At 63.5% G+C, this 21495-nt stretch carries 2 protein-coding genes; both read right to left on the bottom strand.

The features are described 5' to 3' along the window. Positions 1 to 27: 27 nt before the first annotated feature. Positions 28 to 8328 carry a non-ribosomal peptide synthetase gene (locus QR290_RS12835; RefSeq protein ID WP_289205091.1) on the bottom strand — a complete coding sequence of 2767 codons (8301 nt, stop codon included), beginning with the start codon at positions 8326 to 8328 and terminating at the stop codon, positions 28 to 30. Continuing rightward, the gene (locus QR290_RS12830; RefSeq protein ID WP_289205090.1) at positions 8325 to 21323 is read right to left on the bottom strand and encodes a non-ribosomal peptide synthetase; all 12999 of its coding nucleotides are present in this window, start codon (positions 21321 to 21323) and stop codon (positions 8325 to 8327) included. Before QR290_RS12830 ends, QR290_RS12835 begins: the two co-directional genes overlap by 4 nt. Positions 21324 to 21495 lie beyond the last annotated feature (172 nt).

The following is a 21495-nucleotide window of genomic DNA, read 5'->3' as shown; positions in this document are numbered from 1 at the left end:
GGCCGGGCTCCAGGATAGAAACTTCAATCAGGACAACACTTGACCCGCCGCCACTGTCAGCCCGTCATGCCACCACGCCGCAAGACTGAAGACGTTGGGCGCCTTGAGGATCGTGAAGTGGTTGCCGGGGCCGTACCATACCGAGAGATCCCGGGCCTCGCGCTGCCAGCCTTCGAGCATCGCCGCCTGTTCGCGCTGGTTGCCTGATGCGTCCAGCGTCGGGTCGTCCACCAGCGCCAGACGCACCGGCCCGGTATACGCCAGAGCCGGCCGATAGACCGTGCGCAGCGCGGTGGCGAAAGTGCGCACCGGGCCCTGCATCGCGTCGAATGACGCGCGTTCGGACAGCACACCCGCGTGCACCATCCCGTCATGCAGCAGACGCATTTGCGTAGTGTCGTCGGCTTCGGCGAAGGTCAGCGCATCGATGCCCAGAGACTTGCCGCTGGACAGCTGCAGCGACTCGATCAGCCGTAACAACGCCGCCGTCGTGGTGTAAGGCTTGCCCACGACGCTGTTGCCGCCAGGTGATTCGCTGTCGATCAGGGTCAGGGACGCCACCTCGCGCCCCGCCGCCTGCAATTGAGCGGCCATGGCGTAAGCCACCCAACCACCAAACGAATGCCCGATCAGATGCACCGGTCCTTGCGGGTACAACTGCTCAAGTGCCCGCAGGTAGAACGTGGCGGCGCTTTCAACCCGGCTGTGTGGCACGCTCGCGCCGTCGAGGCCTCGGGGTTGCAAGCCGTAAATCGGCCACTCCGGCCCTAGCGCCTCGGTCAGATGGATGAAGCCGGTGACACTGTCGCCGGCCCCCGGCACACAGAAAATCGGCGCATGCCCGGAGTGACCGGTCTGAATCGTCAGGATCGGCTGATAAGCCGGTGGCACTGGCACAATTGCCGTTTCCAGCGCCTGAGTCAGGGCCTGCCCCAGAGCCTGTACGTGGGGTGCTTTCATCATGCTCTGGTGGTCGCCCGGTACGTCGATGCAGTTCAACTCCGCACCCGGCAATTCCTCAGCCCAACCGCGCGTGGGGCTGAGTCGCGACATTGGCGCCGAACGCTCGCTGGCACGCAGCAGATGCAACGGCAGACCGACCGGGCTGATCCGGTAATGAGCCAACGCATGCCCGTGGGCCACTTCCCGGTCTAGGTAATGCCAGGCATCCGCCGACGAGACAGCCGCGAGTTCGGGTCTGAGCAACTGCTGTTCGTGGCAATGTTTGAACAAATCAGCGAACGCCCACTGCTCAAGTTCTGTCTGCAACACGGCCAGACGCGCCAATGCTTTCTGTCCCTGAGTCTCGCGCCCGGCCCAGTGTGCCGTGCAATGCAAAAGCAATTGACGCTTGTGCACATCTGCATCGCTCCACTGCACCTTGTTCGGATCGGCCAGGCGTGGCACGTAGGAGTCGATCAACCCGACAAACGCCACTGACTCGTCCATCCCGAGCAGTTGCGACGCGATTTCATAAGCCAGCACGCCACCGAACGACCAGCCGGCAAGCCGATAGGGGCCATGGGGTTGTCTGGCGCGGATAACCTCGACCAACCGGGTCGCCAGGCACTCCATGGTGCGCAATTGCGCCATACCGGAATCGATACCCGGCAAGCCGTAAATCGGGAACTCGCCGCCGATGTGCATGCCCAGTGCCGGGAAATACAGGTCCTGACCACTGAACTCATGCACCAGGAACAACGGCGTGCCCCGGTCGCTTGCACGCACCACGATCACGCCGTCGTGGCGCTGTACAGCGTCATTGCGCTGGCACAACAGCGTGGCAGTACCTTCGACAGTGGGATGCTGGAACAGCTCGGCCAACGAAACCGGCATGTCGGCCTTTTGCATCAGATCGACGAGCCGCACCGCCAGCAGCGAATGCCCGCCCAGCTCGAAGAAGTTGTCATGACGCCCTACCCGCCCGACTTGCAACACTTCAGCCCAAAGCCCGGCCAGAGACGCCTCCAGAGGATTGGCCGGCGCTTCATAGTCACGAATGACCAGCGCTTGATGTGTCGGCGCCGGCAACGCTTTGCGATCGACCTTGCCGTTGTTGTTCAGCGGCAGGCTTGCCATCGCCACCCAGGCGGTCGGCACCATGTACTCCGGTAACTTTGCTTTCAGCAGCGCACGCAGAGTGGCGCTCTGCAATTCCGAATCGTGCGCCGTGTAATAGGCCACCAGCCGCGTTGGCTCCTGTTCGTCGCGTCGGGCCAGGACCACCGCTTCCTTGACTCCCGGACAACTCAACAGGCGGCTTTCGATTTCTCCGAGCTCGATCCGGAAGCCGCGAATCTTCACCTGGTCATCGTTGCGGCCGATACATTCCAGCCGCCCCGGCGCCTGCCAGCGCACCAGGTCGCCCGTGCGATACATCAAGGCTTGCGGATTGTCGCTGAACGGATCCCGGAGGAATTTCTCGGCACTCAGTTGAGGCCGGTTCAGATAACCCAGCGCAACACCCTGACCACCGATGTACAACTCGCCGGTGACGCCGAACGGCACCGGTTGCTGCCGGCTATCAAGCACATACACGCGGGTATTGCCGATGGGGCCGCCAATCGAAACGCTGTCCGCATCCGGCGCCACCTTACGCACTTCGAAGGTGGTGGCGTACGTCGTGGTTTCGGTCGGGCCATAACAATGCACCAGGCGCAGGTCCGGTGCTTCGGCGAGCAGCTTTCGAAACGCCGCCGGATCGCCACGCTCCCCACCGCACAGCAGGATGCGCAGCCCTTTGAGCGCCTCGGGAATCAATTGCACGTACTGATTGAACAACGCTGTGGTGACAAAGAGGATCGTCGCCCCGCACCGGTCAAGCTCCCGACCGAATGCCTGAGGGTCGAGCAAGGTCGCATGATCGATCACGACCACCTGGCCGCCGTTGAGCAACGCGCCCCAGATATCCATGGTGCTCGCATCGAACGCCGGGTTCGAAGCGAACGCCACCCGGTCATCCGGGTTGAAATCGGCGTAGCCGCAATCGATCACAAGGCGGGTAATGCCGCGATGCGGCACCATGACACCCTTCGGAGTGCCCGTGGAGCCCGAGGTGTACATGATGTACGCCAGCGCCTCCGGGGATTGAGGCAGATCCGGGTTGTGCGAAGGACTCCCGGCAAGCGCCAGGGTATCCAGATCCATTCGCCGTACCGGGTAATCGATGGCCTGATCGCTGCCGGTCAACAGCGCGACCGCCTGACAATCCTGCACCATGAACGCCTGTCGCTCGGCGGGTGCGTTGATGTCCAGCGGCACATAGGCCGCCGCACACTTGGCGACTGCCAACTGCGCGACCAACAGCTCCAGCGAGCGTGGCAACAGGATCGCCACATGATCGCCAGGCCGCACACCTTGGGCAATGAGATGATGAGCCAGGCCGTTGGCGCGGCGGTTCAACTCTGCGTAACTCAACGTCTGCATCCCGTGCACCGCAGCGACGGCTTGCGGTTGCTCTGCGGTGCGCATTTCGAATACACGGTGCACGGTAAGCACTTGCGGACAGTCCGCTGCACTGGCGTTGAATTCGCCGAGCAATTGCCTGCGTTCCTGATCCTCGATCATCTGCACGTGTTCCAACACGGCCTGGTCGTTGTTGACCATGGCCTGCAACAAACGCTGGAAGTAACCGACATAACGCCGTGCCGTCGCCTCATCGAAGAGCGCTGTGGCGTACTCCATCCAGCCACTTATCCCATTGGGTGATTCACCCAGGGTCAGAGTCAAATCGAACTTGGCGAAGTGACTCGGCTCGGCCACCGCTTCCAGAGTCAGATCCCCCAGCGCCAATACCGGCCCGTCGCTGTTGCGCCAGTTGAACATGGTCTGGAACAGCGGGCTGTGGGCCAGACTGCGGGCCGGTCGGGCAATTTCGACCACTTGCTCGAATGGCAGGTCCTGATGGTCCTGGGCCTGCAAGGTCAGCGCCTTGACCCGCGCCAGCAACGCTTCGACGCTCAGCTCACCGGAGGTATCAATGCGTAATGCCAGGGTATTGACGAACAACCCGATCAGTCCCTCGATTTCGACCCGCTGACGGTTGGCCACCGGCGAGCCGACCACGACGTCCGATTGCCCGGCCAAGCGACCGAGCAGCATCGCCCACGCGCTCAGCATCGTCATGTACAGCGTCACGCCATGGCGCTGGCTCAAGGCTTTGAGTCCGGCGCTCAAACGCTCGTCCAGACAGACTTCGACGCTGCTGCCGGCGTAATCCTGTTGCGCCGGCCGCGGTCGGTCGGCAGGCAACGTCAGCAACGCAGGCGCATCGGCCAGCGTGCGTTGCCAGTATTCGCTCTGACGCTGCAATACCTCCCCGCTCAGCCAGCGCCGCTGCCAGACGGCATAGTCGGTGTATTGCAATGCCAGCGGCGGCAAAGGGTCCTCCAGCCCCTGACTGAAAGCCTGATACAAAGCCATCAGCTCGCGGGTCAGCACCTCCATCGACCAACCGTCGGAGATGATGTGATGCAAGGTGATCAGCAGCACATGGTGATCGTCGGCCAAACGGACCAGCCGCCCGCGAATCAACGGATCGTCCTGCAGGTCGAACGGGCCTGAGGCCTCTCCCTGAATCAGTGCCTGCAAGGCTTCGTCGGCCAGCGGGTGCTGGCGCAAGTCCTCGACACGCAGCAGCACGCCGCTGTCGGGCGGGGTAATCAGCACCTGGGCTTCGCCATTGCAGGGAGCGAAGCGGCTGCGCAGGCTTTCGTGCCGGGCGACAATTCGGGCCAGCGCCCGCTGGAGCGCATCGGCGTCGAGCACACCGCGCAAGCGCAGGCCGATCGGAATGTTGTAAGCCGTGTTGGCACCTTCCATCTGTGCCAGAAACCAGAAGCGCTGCTGGGAAAACGACAGGGGCAATGCGCCTTCCCGTGGCACCGGCAGGATCGGCGGCTGCGTAGAGCGACCGGCCCGGGTCAGCGACTGCGCCACCGACGCCAGTTCGGCGTTGGCGAACAACTCGCCGAGCGCAAGCTCCACGCCCAGTCGCTGACGCACCTGCGCGACCATGCGCATGGCCAGCAACGAATGGCCGCCCAACTCAAAGAAATGATCCTGACGCCCTATCCGTTCGACCTGCAGCACCTCGGCCCAGATCTGCGCCAGCGTGCATTCCAGTTCGCCTTGTGGCGCCTCGTATTCGCGTGTGAGCAGGGCCGTACGCTCCGGCAACGGCAAGGCCTTGCGATCCAGCTTGCCATTGGCGGTCAACGGCAGGCTGTCGAGCCTGACGAACGCGACCGGCACCATGTACTCGGGCAACTGGCCGAGCAAATGCTCGCGCAGTTGCGCTACCGCCAGTGGCTGCACCTGGGCCTGCTCGGTGAAATAGGCCACCAGCCGTGGTTGTCCCGGCTCGTCCTCACGGGCCAGGACAACCACTTCCTGAATGCCGGGAAGCTGATGCAGACGGCTTTCGATTTCCCCCAGTTCGATGCGCATGCCGCGGATTTTCACTTGATCATCGTTGCGTCCCAGATAATCGATCGTCCCGTCCGGGCGCCAGCGCGCAAGGTCGCCAGTGCGATACATACGCGCGTTCGGTCGTTCACTGAACGGATCCGGCAGAAAACGTTCAGCGGTCAGTTGCGCACGGTTCAAGTAACCGCGCGCCACGCCTCTGCCGCCGATATACAGCTCGCCGGATACGCCGATCGGCACCGGACGTTGTTGGTCGTCGAGCAGGTACACCGAGGTATTGCTCACCGGTTTGCCGATGTGCAGCGCCTCCCCCGCCTCGATCCGTCCGGACGTGGCGACTACGGTGGCTTCGGTAGGGCCGTAGTTGTTGATCACATCGAAATGCTGATTGCGCGAAAACTGACGCAAGCGGTCGCCGCCGATCAGCAGGGTACGCAATGTCGGATGCTCGAGATGCCGGCTGAAGGCATATTCGGCGACGGGCGTCGGCAGGAAACTCACGTCCAGCGGTTGCGCGCACCACCAGCCCAGCAGCCCGTCGACGTCTTCGCCGCCGTCCTGCGCAGGCGCCAGGTGCAGGGTCGCGCCGACGGACAGCGATGGCCAGACTTCCCATGCCATCGCGTCGAAGCCGAACCCGGCCAGACTAGACGTATGGCGGCCGGCACACAGGTCAAACGCGTTGCTGTGCCAGTCGACCAGATTGGCCAGTGTCTGGTGTTCGACCATCACGCCCTTGGGCAAACCGGTGGAGCCCGAGGTGTAGATCACGTAAGCCAGGTTCGCATCGGACAGACCCGGAACCACGGGGTTGGCGTCATTGCCTGAGCGCCAGGAGCACGGGTCGAGATCGATTACCGGCAGCTCCTGCGCCGGCAGCCGTGCGAGCAAATCACGTGAGGTCAGGATCGCCACCGGTGCGCAATCACCCAGCAGATAATTCAGGCGTTCGGCCGGATGCGCGGGGTCGATCGGCACATAGCCTGCGCCCGCTTTGAGGACTGCGAGCAATCCGGCCAGGGTATCCAGGCCTCGACGGGCGACGACTGCGACCCGGTCATCCGGTTGCACACCCAGATCGATCAAGCGATGCGCCAGACGGTTGGCCTGGCGGTTCAGTTCGAGAAACGTCAGTTGCTTGTCCAGATGCACCGCTGCCAGCGCTTGCGGTCGCGCAACGACCTGCGCCTCGAAGCGTTGATGAATCATCTGTCCGCGCACGTATTCGACATCGCTGGCGTTGAACCCCGTCAACAACTGTTCGCGCTCCGGGGCGGGCAGAACCGACAGTTGGCTCAACGGCGTATCCGCAGCTTGCTCCAGCGTGTGCAACAGGTTTTCCATGGCGCACACCATGTAGCCGCAGATCCGCTGCGCCTCGACTTCACGGGTGGCCAGCAGCGTCAGGCTGAAGTGATCGCCAAAGTCATCGATGCTCAAGGTCAGCGGGTAATTGGTGCGTTCCTCCGCATGCAGGACGCTGATCCCCTCCCAGGCCGAGAGCGCTTCGGCACTGGCATTGGCACTCGAGGTGCTGTGCCGATAGTTGAGCAGCGAACTGAACAGCGGCGATGACCCGACCACCCCGCTGCAGCGCTGGGCCAACGCCAGCGGTGCGTGCTCATGGCGCATCAGGCTCGTCAGACGTGCCTGGGTGGCCTTCACCGACTCGCTTGCTGCCAGCGTGCTCACCTCGACCCGTAGCGGCAAGGTGTTGATGAAAATGCCGAGGGCGCGATCGGTAGATTCCGCGCCTTGCATCCGCCCCATCAGCACAGTACCGAACACGACAGGAGACTTGCCGGTGAGTGCATTGAGGACCTGCCCCCAGCCAAGATGGAACAGACTCGCGACACTCACGCCGAGTGAACGGGCACTGGCTCGCAGGCGCTGCCCCAGCAGTGGGTCAACTGGCACACTGCATTCTTCGATGTCGCTGCCGTCGCCATGCACGCCTTGCAGGCCGAACGGCAACGTCGGCTCGTCGATGTCACCGAGCATCTCGCGGAAAAACGCCTCGTGCTCCGACTCGCTGATGCCCAGCCGCGCCTGGGCGACATAATTGCGAAACGGCACGGGCGCTCCCAGCCTGGCGCCGTGCCCCGAGAGGCAAGCCTGCATTTCTTCGCTGACCACCGCCAGCGCCGAGTGGTCCATCGCCATGTGATGAAACAGCAACATCGCGACGATACGCCCGGTCTTTGCATCCCGGGCATGGGCCAGGCGCAATAGCGGCGCACGTGTCACGTCGAGACGAAAATGCCGGGCGTCGAATCGCGCGTGCAACTGCTCCAGGACATCGCCTTCAGCCGCGTCAAGCTGCACTTCTTCCACAGGCAACCCGACACTGCGCAGGACCACTTGCACCGGCGTGTCCAGTCCTTCCCAGACGATGGCGGTGCGCAGAATGTCGTGGCGCTCGATGACGGTCTGCAAGGCCTGGACGAATGCCTCGAACCGCTCAGGTCCGCTGAACGCGAATTTCGCCTGCATCACATACGGATCACCCTGTGCAGCGCTCGCGTGGTGGTAAAGAATGCCCTCCTGCAACGGCGTCAGCGGATAGATGTCCTGGACATTGGCGCCGCCGCCGGGGATCTGCGCGACAATCTGATCGAGGGTGTCCTGGCTCAGGTCAACCAGTGTCAGCATCGCCGGTGTGATCCGTGTGGTGCTCGGTGAAATTGCATTGACCGGCACTTCAACCTGCCCCTCCCGTGCGGGCGAGTAACCGCCCGCCTCGATCAGCCCGATCAATGCCGGTTTATGCTCGCGCAATGCGGCCAGCAAGGCCGGTTCACTCAAGGCCTGCTTGTTTCCATTGACCCGTAATTGCCCGTCCGTGATTGCCAACTGGATGTCTTTTGTCTTCAGTGTCGCCAACAGTTCATTCAGGTTCACAGGACGATCTCCATTCTTTCCGTGATGGCTGCGTAACCAGCCAGGGTCGGTTGCTCGAACAACGTCCGGACATCGGCTTCGATACCTTCCTGTTGCAGACGCCCGATCAGGCTGACCGCCAGCAACGAATGCCCACCCAGCTCAAAGAAATGGTCTTGCCGTCCGACGCGCTCGACTTTGAGCAATTCGCACCACAGTCGCGCGAGGAGGATTTCTATCTCGCCGACCGGCGCTTCGTATTCGCGGTGATTGACCGCAGCCAAATCCGGTGCGGGCAGCGCCTTGCGATCCACCTTGCCGTTGGGACTGAGCGGCAGGCTGTCGAGCGCAACGAATGCCGACGGCACCATGTAATCGGGCAAGCGTGCGAGCAAGTGTTCGCGCAACGCCTCGATCCCCGGCTGCCCGGCTTCGGCGTACCAGGTGAAGTACGCCACCAGACGCTCCTCACGCACCAGCACCACGGCTTCGCGCAGGGCTGGATGGCTGAGCAGTTGCGCTTCGATTTCACCCGGTTCCAGACGCAGGCCACGCAGCTTGACCTGGAAGTCGTTGCGCCCGATGAATTCGAGCTGGCCATCGGCGCGGTAGCGCACCAGGTCGCCCGTGGCGTACAAACGGTCACCCTCCAAGAACGGACTCGGAATGAACCGTTCGGCCATCAATTGCGGCAAGCCCAGATAGCCCCGCGCAACCCCGGCACCACCGATGAACAACTGACCGATGACGCCCATCGGTACCGGCTGTTCGGCGGCATCGAGTACGTACAGTCGGGTGTTGTTGATCGGCCGTCCGATCGGCAACGCGCTGTCCGGAACCGGCATCGACGGTTCCAGCGTCCACACCGTGCTGTCGACCGTGGCTTCGGTCGGGCCGTAGACGTTGTGCAAACGCACCTGCGGCAAACGCTCGCGCACCAGGCGAGCCAGCGCCGGGGTCAGGTCGCCGCCGCCACAGAACACGTCGGTGAGACTGTTGCACTGACTGACACCGTCCTGCTCAAGGAACTGCTGCAACAGCACCGGCACAAACTGGATAACGCTGATCCGCTGCTCGCGAATCACCTGCGCCAGATACGCCGGCTCGCGGTGTCCGTCAGGACGCGCCAGCACCAGACGCAGACCGGCGCTCAACGGCCAGAACAGCTCCCAGACCGAGGCATCGAAACTGAACGGGGTTTTCTGCAACAGCGCGCCGTCCGTCACGGCGGGACACAGCTGCGAACTCCAGTGCAGCAAATTGCCGACGCCGCGATGCTCGACCATCACGCCTTTCGGCGCACCGGTCGAACCGGAGGTGTAGATCACGTAGGCCAGGTTCGAAGCGCTCAGGCCCGGCACTTGCGGGTTGTTGTCCGGATTGAATGTCCAGTGATCCTGGTCCAGATCGATCACCAGTGCAGTGCTTTCGCCCGGCAACTCTCGCGTCGCCCCATGAACCAGCACCGCCACCGGGGCGCTGTCCTTGAGCATGTAATCCAGACGCTCCGCCGGATACGCCGGATCCAGCGGCACATAGGCGCCGCCAGCCTTGAGGATGCCGAGCAGACCGACCATCAACTCCGGCCCGCGCTCGACACAGATCGCCACTCGCGAATCCGGCCCCACGCCCAGTTCGCGCAGGTGATGGGCCAGACGGTTGGCCTGTGCGTTGAGTTCGGCGTAGGTCAGCCGCTGTTCACCGGTCTGCAACGCGATGGCTTGCGGCGTACGTTGGACTTGCGCCTCGAACAGACCGTGAACGGTTTGCTCCAGATTATCGGTAGTGCCGGTGGCGTTGAGGTCGTACAGCACCTGCTGACGCTCTGCGCCGTCAAGGATCGGCAAGCGGTTCAGCGGCTGATCCGGTGCCTGTTCCAGGGCGTCCGCGAGTTTCTCCAGCGCGGTCTGCATGTAGTCGCAGATCCGCTGCGAACCAATGCTCGCCGGGGTCATGGCGGTGAGCACGAAAGCGTTGCCCAGATCATCGACACCCAGACTCAGCGGATAGTTGGTGCGTTCTTCGCTGCTCAGGGTCTCGATGCCTTGCCAGGCCTGACGCACGTTTTGCCGTTGCGCCTCGTCGGCGCTGTGCCGGTAGTTGAGCATCGAACTGAACAACGGCGACGGCGCAGCCACACCACTGCAACGCTGGGCCAGCGCCAATGAAGCGTGCTCATGACCGAGCAGCGCACTGAGCCGCGCATGCGTCGCCCGAGCCCCTTCACGCACCGGGGTTGCCCCCAGATCAACCCGCAGCGGCAAGGTGTTGATGAACATCCCCAACGCCCGGTCGGCCCCTTCGCCGCCCTGCATACGCCCCATCAGCACCGTGCCGAACACCACGCGCTCCTGCCCGGACGTCGCCGCCAGCACCTGCGCCCACGCAAGGTGGAACAAGCTGGCCACGCTGATGCCCAGTTGCCGCGCGAGGCTGCGTAGACGCTGACCGGTCGCTTCGGTCAGGGCCTGTCGCGTTTCCTCGATGTCGCGACCGTCGCCTTGCACATCCTGCATGCCGAACGGCAGGGTCGGCTCGTCGATGTCGCCGAGCATGTCGCGGAAGAACGCCTCGTGCTCCTGCTCACTGACACCCAGCCGCGCCTGCGCCACGTAGTTGCGGTAAGGCACGGCCGCGCCCAGCGAAGCTTCATGCCCTTGCAGGCAGGCGAGCATTTCTTGCTGCACCACGTCCAGCGCGGTGTGATCGAGCACCACATGGTGGAACAGCAACATCGCAACCACCCGCCCGTGAGCCGGATCACGGGCATACACCAGACGCAGCAACGGTGCCTGACTGATGTCGAGGCGGTAGTGACGGGCATCGAAACGCCCATGCAACTGCTCAAGGACGTCGCCATCTGCCGGATCAAGCACGATTTCCTGCACCGGCAGCTCAACGTGACGCCACACCACTTGCATCGGCTCGGCCAGTTTTTGCCAGATCACCGCCGTGCGCAGGATGTCGTGACGGGAAATCACCTGTCGCAGCGCTGCCGCGAAGGCTTCCACACGCTCGACGCTGTCGAAGGCCAGCCGCGATTGCAGCAGGTACGGGTCGCCCTGTTCGGCGCTCAAGTGGTGATAAAGAATGCCTTCCTGCAACGGCGCCAGCGGATAAATATCCTGCACGTTGGCGGCGCCGCCGGGCACTGTGGCAACGATCCGGTCGATACTGGCCTGATCCAGTTCGGTCAGGCTCAGCAGCTCCGGGGTGATGTGGGTGCAGTCGGCAGGAATGCGATTGTCCGGCACTTCGATTTCCCGACCGCTGCCTACCGCATCGGCCAGTGCAGCCAGAGTTGGCTGGCTGAACAGCACGCGCACGTCGGTGTTCAGGCCAATCTGGCGCAGACGTTCGATCAGGCTGACGGCCAGCAGCGAATGGCCGCCCAGTTCGAAGAAGTTGTCGTGACGACCGACTTTTTCCAGCTTCAGGACGTCGGTCCAGATCTGCGCCAGTGCGGTTTCCACCGGGCCCTGCGGGGCTTCGTATTCACGGCTGAGCCAGGCGCTTTGATCCGGCTCCGGCAAGGCCTTGCGGTCGAGTTTGCCGTTGGCGGTCAGCGGCAAGGCGCCGAGTCGCACGTAAGCCGCCGGGATCAACGCTTGCGGCAAACGGGTTTGCAGATGATTGCGCAGGGTTTCGATATCGGTCGGCGCACGCTCGGTGAACCACACCAGCAACTGCCCGTCGCGCACCAGCGCCACGGCGTCCTGCACCGCCGGATGGCTGGCCAGCGCCGCTTCGATTTCCCCCAGTTCGACCCGCACGCCACGCAGTTTCACCTGATCATCATTGCGGCCCAGGTACTCGATGTTGCCGTCCGCCAGCCAGCGTGCGAGGTCGCCGGTGCGGTACATGCGCCCTTCGTTGAACGGATCATTCAGGAAGCGTTCGGCGGTCAGATCGGGACGATTCAGGTAACCCCGCGCCACGCCAGCGCCGGCGACGTACAACTCACCCGCCACACCTACTGGAACGGGACGTTGCTGGTCATCGAGCAGATAGATTCGGGCGTTGGCTATCGGCCGGCCGATGTGCAGCGGCTGACCAACCTCCACCGGGCCGGACGTCGCGACCACCGTGGCTTCGGTCGGGCCGTAGTTGTTGATCACCGCAAAGCTCTGCTCGCGATTGAACTGACGCAGCTTGTCGCCGCCGATCAGCAAGGTGCGCAGGGTCGGGTGTTGCAACTCACGGCTGAACGCGTATTCGGCCACCGGAGTCGGCAAAAAGCTGACTTGCAACGGCTGCGCTCGCCACCAGTCGAGCAGTTCGTCCAGATGTTCGTTGCTCACCGATTCCGGTGGCAGGTGCAGGGTCGCACCGACACACAGCGCTGGCCAGACTTCCCAGGCCATCGCATCGAAACCGAACCCGGCCACGCTGGCGGTGTGGCTGCCGGCGTGCAGGTCAAAGGCTTCGGTGTGCCAGTGCACGAGATTTTCCAAAGTCGCATGTTCGACCATCACGCCTTTCGGCTGGCCGGTGGAGCCGGAGGTGTAGATCACGTAGGCCAGGTTGTCCGGCGTAAAATCGGCGACCTGCGGGTCAGCATCCGACAGGCCTTGCCAGGTCTCATGAGCGAGATCAATTACCGGTACGCCAGCCTGATTCGGCAGTGCTGCGTCGCGAACCAGTATCACCCTCGGCGCACTGTCGGCCAGCATGTAAGCGATGCGCTCGGGTGGATAAGCCGGGTCGACCGGCACATAGGCGGCGCCGGCCTTGAGGATTGCCAGCAACCCGACCAGCATTTCCGGGCTGCGTTTGAGACAGATCGCCACTCGCGTATCGCCGGTGACCCCCATCCCCAGCAGATGATGGGCCAGGCGATTGGCGCGCTGGTTCAATTGCCTGAAAGTCAGGCGCTGCGTGCCCGCCTGAACCGCCACGGCATCCGGCGTGCGTGCAACCTGCGCCTCGAACAGACGATGAACTCCTTGCGCTGACGGGTAAACGGCGGTGCTCGCGTTGAAGTCGCCAAGCAGTTGCTCGCGCGCCGCCGCTGACAGGACGTTGAGGCGTTCAAAGGCTTGTCCGGGGTTGTCAGCCAACGCTGTCGCCAGCTCCGTCAGAGCGGTGTGCATCAGCTCGCAGACCCGCTGCGCCCCCACATGATCCGGGGTCAGCACCGACAGGTTGAAGCCATCGCCCCGGTCGTTGATGCTCAGGGTCAGCGGATAATTCGTGCGCCCGTCCTGGGCCAGAAATTCGATGCCTTGCCAGACCGGATCAACAGTCTGTCGCTCAGCGTCGTGGCCGCCATGGCGATAGTTGAGTACCGCACTGAACAACGGCAAAGGCGCGGCCACGGCACTGCAACGCTGAGCCAGTGCCAGCGACGCATGCTCATGTCCCAGTAAAGCCGCCAATCGTTCATGAACCGTTCGAATCGCTTCGCGCACACTCTGCCCGTCAACCTCCACGCGCAGCGGCAAGGTGTTGATAAACATCCCCAATGCCCGATCCGCGCCCTCGCCGCCTTGCATGCGGCCCAGCAGCACCGTGCCGAACACAACGTCCCGGTGTCCGGAGGTGGCCGCCAGCACCCGCGCCCAGGCGAGATGAAACAGGCTCGCGACGCTGACCCCGTATTGCCGCGCCTGGCTGCGCAGGTGCCGATTCAATTCCACCGGCAGCGCCAGCGAGTGCTCCTCGATGTTGCGGCCGTCGCCCTGTACGTCCTGCAAGCCGAATGGCAGGGTCGGCTCGTCAATATCACCGAGCATTTCGCTAAAGAAGTTTTCGTGTTCTTCCTCGCTGATGCCTTGGCGAGCCTGGTGGACGTAGTTGCGGTAGGGGGCGGCGGGCGGCAGAGACTCAACCTGTCCCGGCAGATACAACTGCATTTCCCGGCGAACCACCTCCAGCGCGGTGTGATCCAGCACGACGTGATGAAACAACAGCACGCCTGCCACCCGGTCATGCACCAGATCTTCGGCATACACCAGACGGATCAGCGGTGCCTGACCGAGGTCGAGGCGAAAATCCCGGGCATCGAAGCGTGCGCGCAACTGATCGAGGATATCGCCATCCTGCGGACTCAGAGCGACCGATTGCACCGCCAGCGCGGCTTCTCGCCATACCACTTGCTGCGGGCTCGGCAACCCTTCCCAAACCAGGCTGGTGCGCAGAATGTCGTGGCGCGCAATCACCTTTTGCAAGGCGTTGGCAAAAGCGCGCAGGCGCTCGACGCTGGCAAAGGCCAGACATGATTGCAGCAGGTATGGATCGCCCTGCTCCGCACTCAAGTGGTGGTAAAGGATGCCTTCCTGCAACGGCGCCAGCGGATAAATGTCCTGCACGTTGGCGGCGCCGCCGGGCACTGTGGCAACGATCCGGTCGATGCTGGCCTGATCCAGTTCGGTCAGGCTCAGCAGCTCCGGGGTGATGTGGGTGCAGTCGGCAGGAATGCGATTGGCCGGCACTTCGATTTCCCGACCGCTGCCTACCGCATCGGCCAGTGCAGCCAGAGTTGGCTGGCTGAACAACACGCGCACGTCGGTGTTCAAGCCGATCTGGCGCAAGCGCTCGATCAGGCTGACCGCCAGCAGCGAGTGGCCACCCAGTTCGAAGAAGTTGTCGTGGCGACCGACTTTTTCCAGTTTCAGGACGTCGGCCCAGATCTGCGCCAACGCGGTTTCCACTGGCCCCTGCGGGGCTTCGTATTCACGGCTGAGCCAGGCGCTTTGATCCGGCTCCGGCAAGGCCTTGCGGTCGAGTTTGCCGTTGGCGGTCAGCGGCAAGGTGTCGAGGCGCACGTAAGCCGCCGGGATCAGTGCTTGCGGCAATCGGGTTTGCAGATGATTGCGCAACGCCTCGATATCAGTCGGAGTTCGCTCGGTGAACCACACCAGCAACTGCCCGTCGCGCACCAGCGCTACTGCGTCCTGCACCGCCGGATGGCTGGCCAGCGCCGCTTCAATTTCCCCCAGTTCGACCCGCACGCCGCGCAGTTTTACCTGATCGTCGTTGCGGCCCAGGTATTCGATATTGCCGTCCGCCAGCCAGCGTGCGAGGTCGCCGGTGCGGTACATGCGCCCTCCGTTGAACGGATCATTCAGGAAGCGTTCGGCGGTCAGATCGGGACGGTTCAGATAACCCCGTGCGACACCGGCGCCGGCGACGTACAACTCCCCCGTCACACCTACTGGCACGGGGCGTTGCTGCTCATCCAGCAGATAGACCTTGGCGTTGGCAATCGGCCGGCCGATGTGCCGCGGTTGGCCGACTTCGACCGGACCCGAGGTGGCGACCACCGTGGTTTCGGTCGGGCCATAGTTGTTGATCACCGCGAAACTCTGTTCGCGATCGAACTGACGCAGCTTGTCACCACCGATCAGCAAAGTGCGCAAGGTCGGATGTTGCAGCTCGCGGCTGAAGGCGTACTCGGCCACTGGTGTCGGCAGGAAACTCACCTGCAACGGCTGCGCCCGCCACCAGTCGAGCAGTTCGTCCAGATGTTCGTTGCTCACCGATTCCGGTGGCAGGTGCAGGGTCGCGCCGACGCACAACGCCGGCCAGACTTCCCAGGCCATCGCATCGAAACCGAACCCGGCCACGCTGGCGGTGTGGCTGCCGGCGTGCAGGTCAAAGGCTTCGGCATGCCAGTGCACAAGGTTTTCCAGGGTGGCGTGTTCGACCATCACGCCTTTCGGCTGGCCGGTGGAGCCCGAGGTGTAGATCACGTAGGCCAGATGTGCCGGGGTCAGTTCCGGCACCTGTGGATTGCTGTCCGGCAGATGCTGCCAGGCGTCGCTGTCAAGATTGATTACCGGCACGGTGCCCAACAGGTCGCGAGTGGCATTCTGCGCCAGCACCGCCACCGGATCGCTGTCCTGCAACAGATAAGTGATCCGTTCTGCCGGATGTGCCGGATCGACCGGAACATAACCGGCGCCAGCCTTGAGGATTGCCAGCAGCCCGACCAGCATCTGCGGCCCCCGTTGCACGCAGAGCGCGACGCGATCGTCCGGTTGCACACCAAGGCCGATCAGGTGATGGGCCAGGCGATTGGCGCGGCGGTTCAACCCGTCGTAGCTCAGACTCTGCCCGCCCTGCACCACTGCCACAGCGTAGGGTTGGCTCGCCGCTCGCTCCTCAAACAATTGGTGCACCACATGGCCGTGGGCAAAGTCGCGACCGGTGACATTGAAACCGACCAGCACGCGCTGGCGTTCGGCCGCCGACAGTATCGACACCTGATTCAATGGCGCATTGCGGTCTTGTTCCAGCGCGCTCAACACATTGTGCAATGCCGTTTGCAGGTAGTCGCAGACCCGCATGCCATCCACTTCGGGCACTGCCTGCACAGAAAGCCGGAAGCCCTGTCCAAGGTCGTCGACGCTGACCACCAGCGGATAGTTGCTGCGCTCGCGAGAATCGAGAATCCGGATGCCTTCCCATCCCGGCGTAGCCGTCTGTTGCGCACTGTGGCGGTAGTTGAGCAAGGTATTGAACAGCGGTTGCGAACCCGTCACGCCACTGCAACGTTGAGCCAGCATCAAGGGCGCTTGCTCATGCACCAGCAGTTGCGCCAGACGTTCGTGGGTCGCCCTGACACCCGCCTCCACCGCCGTGGCCCCGACATGGACCCGCAGCGGCAGTGTGTTGATGAACATACCCAACGAACGGTCGGCGCCCTCTCCACCCTGCATGCGCCCCAGCAGCACCGTACCGAATACCACCTCCTCGCGCCCGCAGACCTGTGCAAGTACCTGGCCCCAGGCCTGATGCACCAGGCTCGCAACACTGATGCCCAGCGTGCGGGCCTGATTGCGCAGGCGCACGGCAAGATGCTCATCCAGTGCCAGTTCGCTGTCCACGATGCTTGTGCCATCGCCAAGTACGTCTCGCAGGCCGAACGCCAGGGTCGGTTCAACGATGTCGCCGAGCATGTCGCGAAAGAACGCTTCTTGTGCCTGGGCATTCGAACCGAGACGGGCCTGAGCGACATAGTTGCGGTATTGCACGGGAGGCGGCAGCGCGCCGACTTGCCCGTCAAGTGCGTCGCTCATCTCGGCCACCAACACCTCGAGCGCGGTGTGATCGAGAACGATGTGGTGCAACAGCAGAATCCCGACCCAGCGGTTTTGCAACGGGTCTTCGGTGTAGGCGAAACGCATCAACGGCGCACGCTGCAAGTCCAGGCGATAGTGTCGCGGATCGAAGCGCGCCTGCATTTGCTGCAACACATCACCGTCCTGCGGATCGGCATCCACCCGTTCCAGTGCCAGCGGCGCCGCACGCCACACCACTTGCACCGGCTCTTCGAGGTTTTCCCTGACCACGCTGGTACGCAGGATGTCGTGCCGGGCGATGACGCTGTTCAATGCGCGAACGAACGCCTTGATCTGCGCCAGTCCGTCGAAGGCGAACTGCGCTTGCAGCACGTACGGGTCACCATCGGCGATGGCCAGATGGTGATAGAGGATTCCCGCCTGCAACGGTGCCAGGGCATAGATGTCCTGCACGTTGTCGATACCGCCCTCGACGGTCTCGACGATACGGTCGATGGCCGCTTGATCCAGCGTGGCCAGCGGCAGCATGTCCGGGGTGATGCGGGTGCAACCGGGTTCGATGCGATTGGCCGGGACGCTGACCGTGGCGTCCCCTCCCAGCGTCGCGGCAAGTGCCGCCACGCTCGGCTGGCCGAACAGCACACGGACGTCGCACTGCATGTCTTGCTGACGCATGCGCTCGATCAGTTTCACCGCCAACAGCGAATGCCCGCCCAGTTCGAAGAAATTGTCATGCCTGCCCACCCGGTCCAAGCCGAGCAAGGTCTGCCAGATCACAGCGATGCGGCTTTCAATTTCGCCAAGCGGTGCTTCAAACGCCCGCCGGGCGTAGGCTTGGTTGTCCGGCTGCGGCAACGCCCGGCGATCGAGTTTGCCGTTGGCCGTCAACGGGAAGGCATCGAGGCGCACGAACGCGCCCGGCACCATATGCTCGGCCAGCGATGCCAGCAGGTGATCGCGCAATTGCGCGACGCTCGGTTCGACACCTTCGGCGGCCAGCCAGTAGGCCACCAGACGCGTGTCGCCGGGGCTGTCCTCGCGGGCGATCACCAGCGCGTCGCGCACGCCGTCGCAGGCTGCAAGACGTGCCTGGATCTCGCCAAGCTCTATACGGAAACCACGGATCTTCACCTGATCGTCGTTGCGTCCCAGGTATTCGAGTTCGCCGTCCAGCGTCCAACGTGCCAGATCGCCGGTCTTGTACAAACGCGCTTCGGCATGCCCGCTGAACGGATCGGCGATAAAGCGCTCGGCGGTCAACGCCTCACGATTCAGATAACCACGGGCAACCCCGGCGCCGCCAACGTACAACTCACCGGCCACCCCGGCTGGCACTGGCTCCCGCCGGGCATCGAGGACGTACAGCTGCAGGTCGGGAATGCGCACGCCGATCGGGCTGCTCGCGGTCAATTGCGCGTCTGCCGCCACCAGCGGTCGATAGGTCACATGCACCGTGGTTTCGGTGATGCCGTACATATTCACCAGCCGGGTTCCGGCGTTGCCGACCCGCGCATACCAGGGTTTGAGCGATCCTGGCTCCAGCGCCTCTCCGCCAAAAATCACCTCGCGCAGCGAATGCTGCAAAGCGCTGCGGCCCTGGGCGGCGATCAACTGGCGGAAAGCGCTCGGCGTCTGGTTGAGTACGGTGACACCTGTGCGGCAAAGCAACGCGTAACACTCGTCCGGCGAGCGGCTGGTGTGTTGCGGCACCACCAGCAACTGACCGCCGTAAGCCAGCGCACCCCAGATTTCCCAGACCGAGAAATCAAAGGCAAACGAGTGGAACAATGCCCAGACGTCTTGCGCATTGAACCGGAACCAATCGTGGGTGGCGCCGAACAAACGGGTCACGTTGCGGTGCTCGACCATCACGCCCTTGGGCAGCCCGGTGGAGCCGGATGTGTAGATCACGTAGGCCAGATGCGCCGGATTCAAGTCCGGGATCTGCGGGTTGAATTCAGGTTCGGTTTGCAAAGCGTGGTCGTCGAGATCGATCTGCGGCACGGAGAGCCCGGCCATCCGATCCAGAGTCGCTGCCTGCATCAGCACCGCCACCGGCGCACTGTCTTGCAGGGTGAAGGTGATCCGCTCCCGCGGATAAGCCGGATCGATCGGCACATAACCGGCGCCCGCCTTGAGCACGCCGAGCAGGCCGACGATCATTTGCGGGCCGCGCTCGACACAGATCGCTACCCGGTCATCCGGACGAATGCCGAGGGCGAGCAAACAATGGGCCACCTGGTTGGCCTGTCGGTTGAGCGCTTCATAACTGTAAGTCCTGCCCTCGAACAGCAACGCCACCGCCTCGGGCCGGGTGTGCGCATGCGCTTCGAATTGCTGATGGATCAACGGCGTGTCGGGCAACTTCACTTTCGGTGTGTTGACGCCATACAGCCAGTGCTCACGCTCGGCGGGCGGCAGTATGTTCAGGCTGTGCAATGCGGCTTGCGGGTTGTTCTGCAGCGCATCGACGAGACTGTCCAGTGCCGTGCGCAGGTATCCGGCGATTCGGGAAGCGCCAAGCGTCGCGTCGGCCAGCACCGTGATGCGCAGGTCCTGACCCAGGTCATCGATGTTGACCGTCAGCGGGTAATTGGTGCGCTCGCGGGCGCCCAACACGTGCACCCCCGGCGACAGCTCGATCACCTCGGCGACTTCCTCCACGCTGCTGTGGCGGTAGTTGAGCATGGCGCTGAACAGCGGCGTCGGCACCGCCACGGCGCTGCAACGCTGGGCCAGTGCCAGGGACGCCTGCTCATGGGCGAGCAGCGCGGTCAGACGCCGGTGCGTCGCCAGCACGCCGTCATGAACGCTCGACTCGCCGACGTCCACCCGCAAAGGCAGGGTATTGATGAACATCCCCAATGCCTGTTCGACACCGTCAGCCGCGTTCATCCGTCCCAGCAGAACGGTGCCGAACACCACCGCCGAGCGCCCGCACAACTGCCCCAGCACGCGTGCCATGGCCAGGTGCATCAGGCTTGCCACGCTCACACCTGACTGTCGCGCCTGGGTACGCAGGCGCTGGCTCAGGTCGCTGTCGAGCATGCACGAGACTTCGTCGATGCCCTGACCGTCACCTTGTACATCGTGCAAGCCTGCGGGCAGCGTCGGCTCGTCGATGTCGCCGAGCATCTCGCGGAAAAATGCCTGGTGCGCTTGCTCATCAGACCCAAGACGTGCCCTCGCCAGATGGTCGCGAAACGGCACCGCCCTCGCGACCTCGGCATCGCGGCCGGACAGGTAAGCCTGAATTTCCCGGCGTACCACATCGAGCGCGACGTGATCCATGATCATGTGATGGAACAGCAACAATGCGACCACCCGGTCGTTGGCCGGATCCTCGGCAAACACCAGCCGCAACAACGGGGCCTGTTGCAGGTCGAGGCGAAAGTACTGCGGGTCGTGGCGTGCCAGCAATTGCGCGAGTACGTCCTCGCGGTCATTCAGACCGACTTCCTCACAGACCAGCGGGGCTTCACGCCAGACCACCTGCACAGGTTCGTCCAGATGCTCCCAGAGGATGGCGGTGCGCAAAATGTCGTGGCGCCCGATCACCCGGCGCAGCGCGTCGGTGAATGTGTCCAGCCGTGCGCGACTGTCGAACGTGAACCGCGCCTGTGACACATAGGGATCCCCCTCGGGCGCAGAGAGGTGGTGATAAAGCAGCCCCTCCTGCAACGGCGCCAGCGGATAGATATCCTGCACATTCGCCACCCCGCCCGGCACGGTGGCGACGATGCGGTCGATGGCCGGCTGATCCAGTTGCACCAGCGGCAGCATGTCCGGGGTGATGCGCAGCGCCGGGCTCGACCAGTCGCCGCCGTGGCTCGCCACCAGCTCCAGCAACTGCGCCTTGTGCTTGGCGAGGCTGTCCCACAACGCCTCGTCCAGCGCGTCGTCGTTGCCCAGAATGACCAGGTCTTCATCGTCCTGTTGAAGGCGGATCGCATGGGTGGAAATAACAGCCATCAGCTCGCGAAATTGCATGGGGGTAACCTGCTGTAAATTCGGGAAAAAGGAGCGCGCAGCGGCGAGTCCGTGCGGCCGCGCGCAGCCTGGAAAAGCTAAAACATCGGGGCTTGGGTGTCTGACATGGGAAGCGGGGACAAGCCCCGTGACCGGACAGTCATGGCGTCGATCCGCGGGAACCGCGAATCGA

This window comes from Pseudomonas fluorescens (assembly GCF_030344995.1).
In the GTDB taxonomy this organism is placed as follows: Bacteria; Pseudomonadota; Gammaproteobacteria; order Pseudomonadales; family Pseudomonadaceae; genus Aquipseudomonas; species Aquipseudomonas fluorescens_BF.
Note: the sequence above shows the minus strand (reverse complement) of the source record. Positions and strands in the feature narration are given on the sequence as shown.

Bases quoted from the DNA above. Each gene is read 5' to 3' on its own strand.
- QR290_RS12830 (WP_289205090.1), bottom strand. From the start codon at position 21,323: ATGCAATTTCGCGAGCTGATGGCTGTTATTTCCACCCATGCGATCCGC.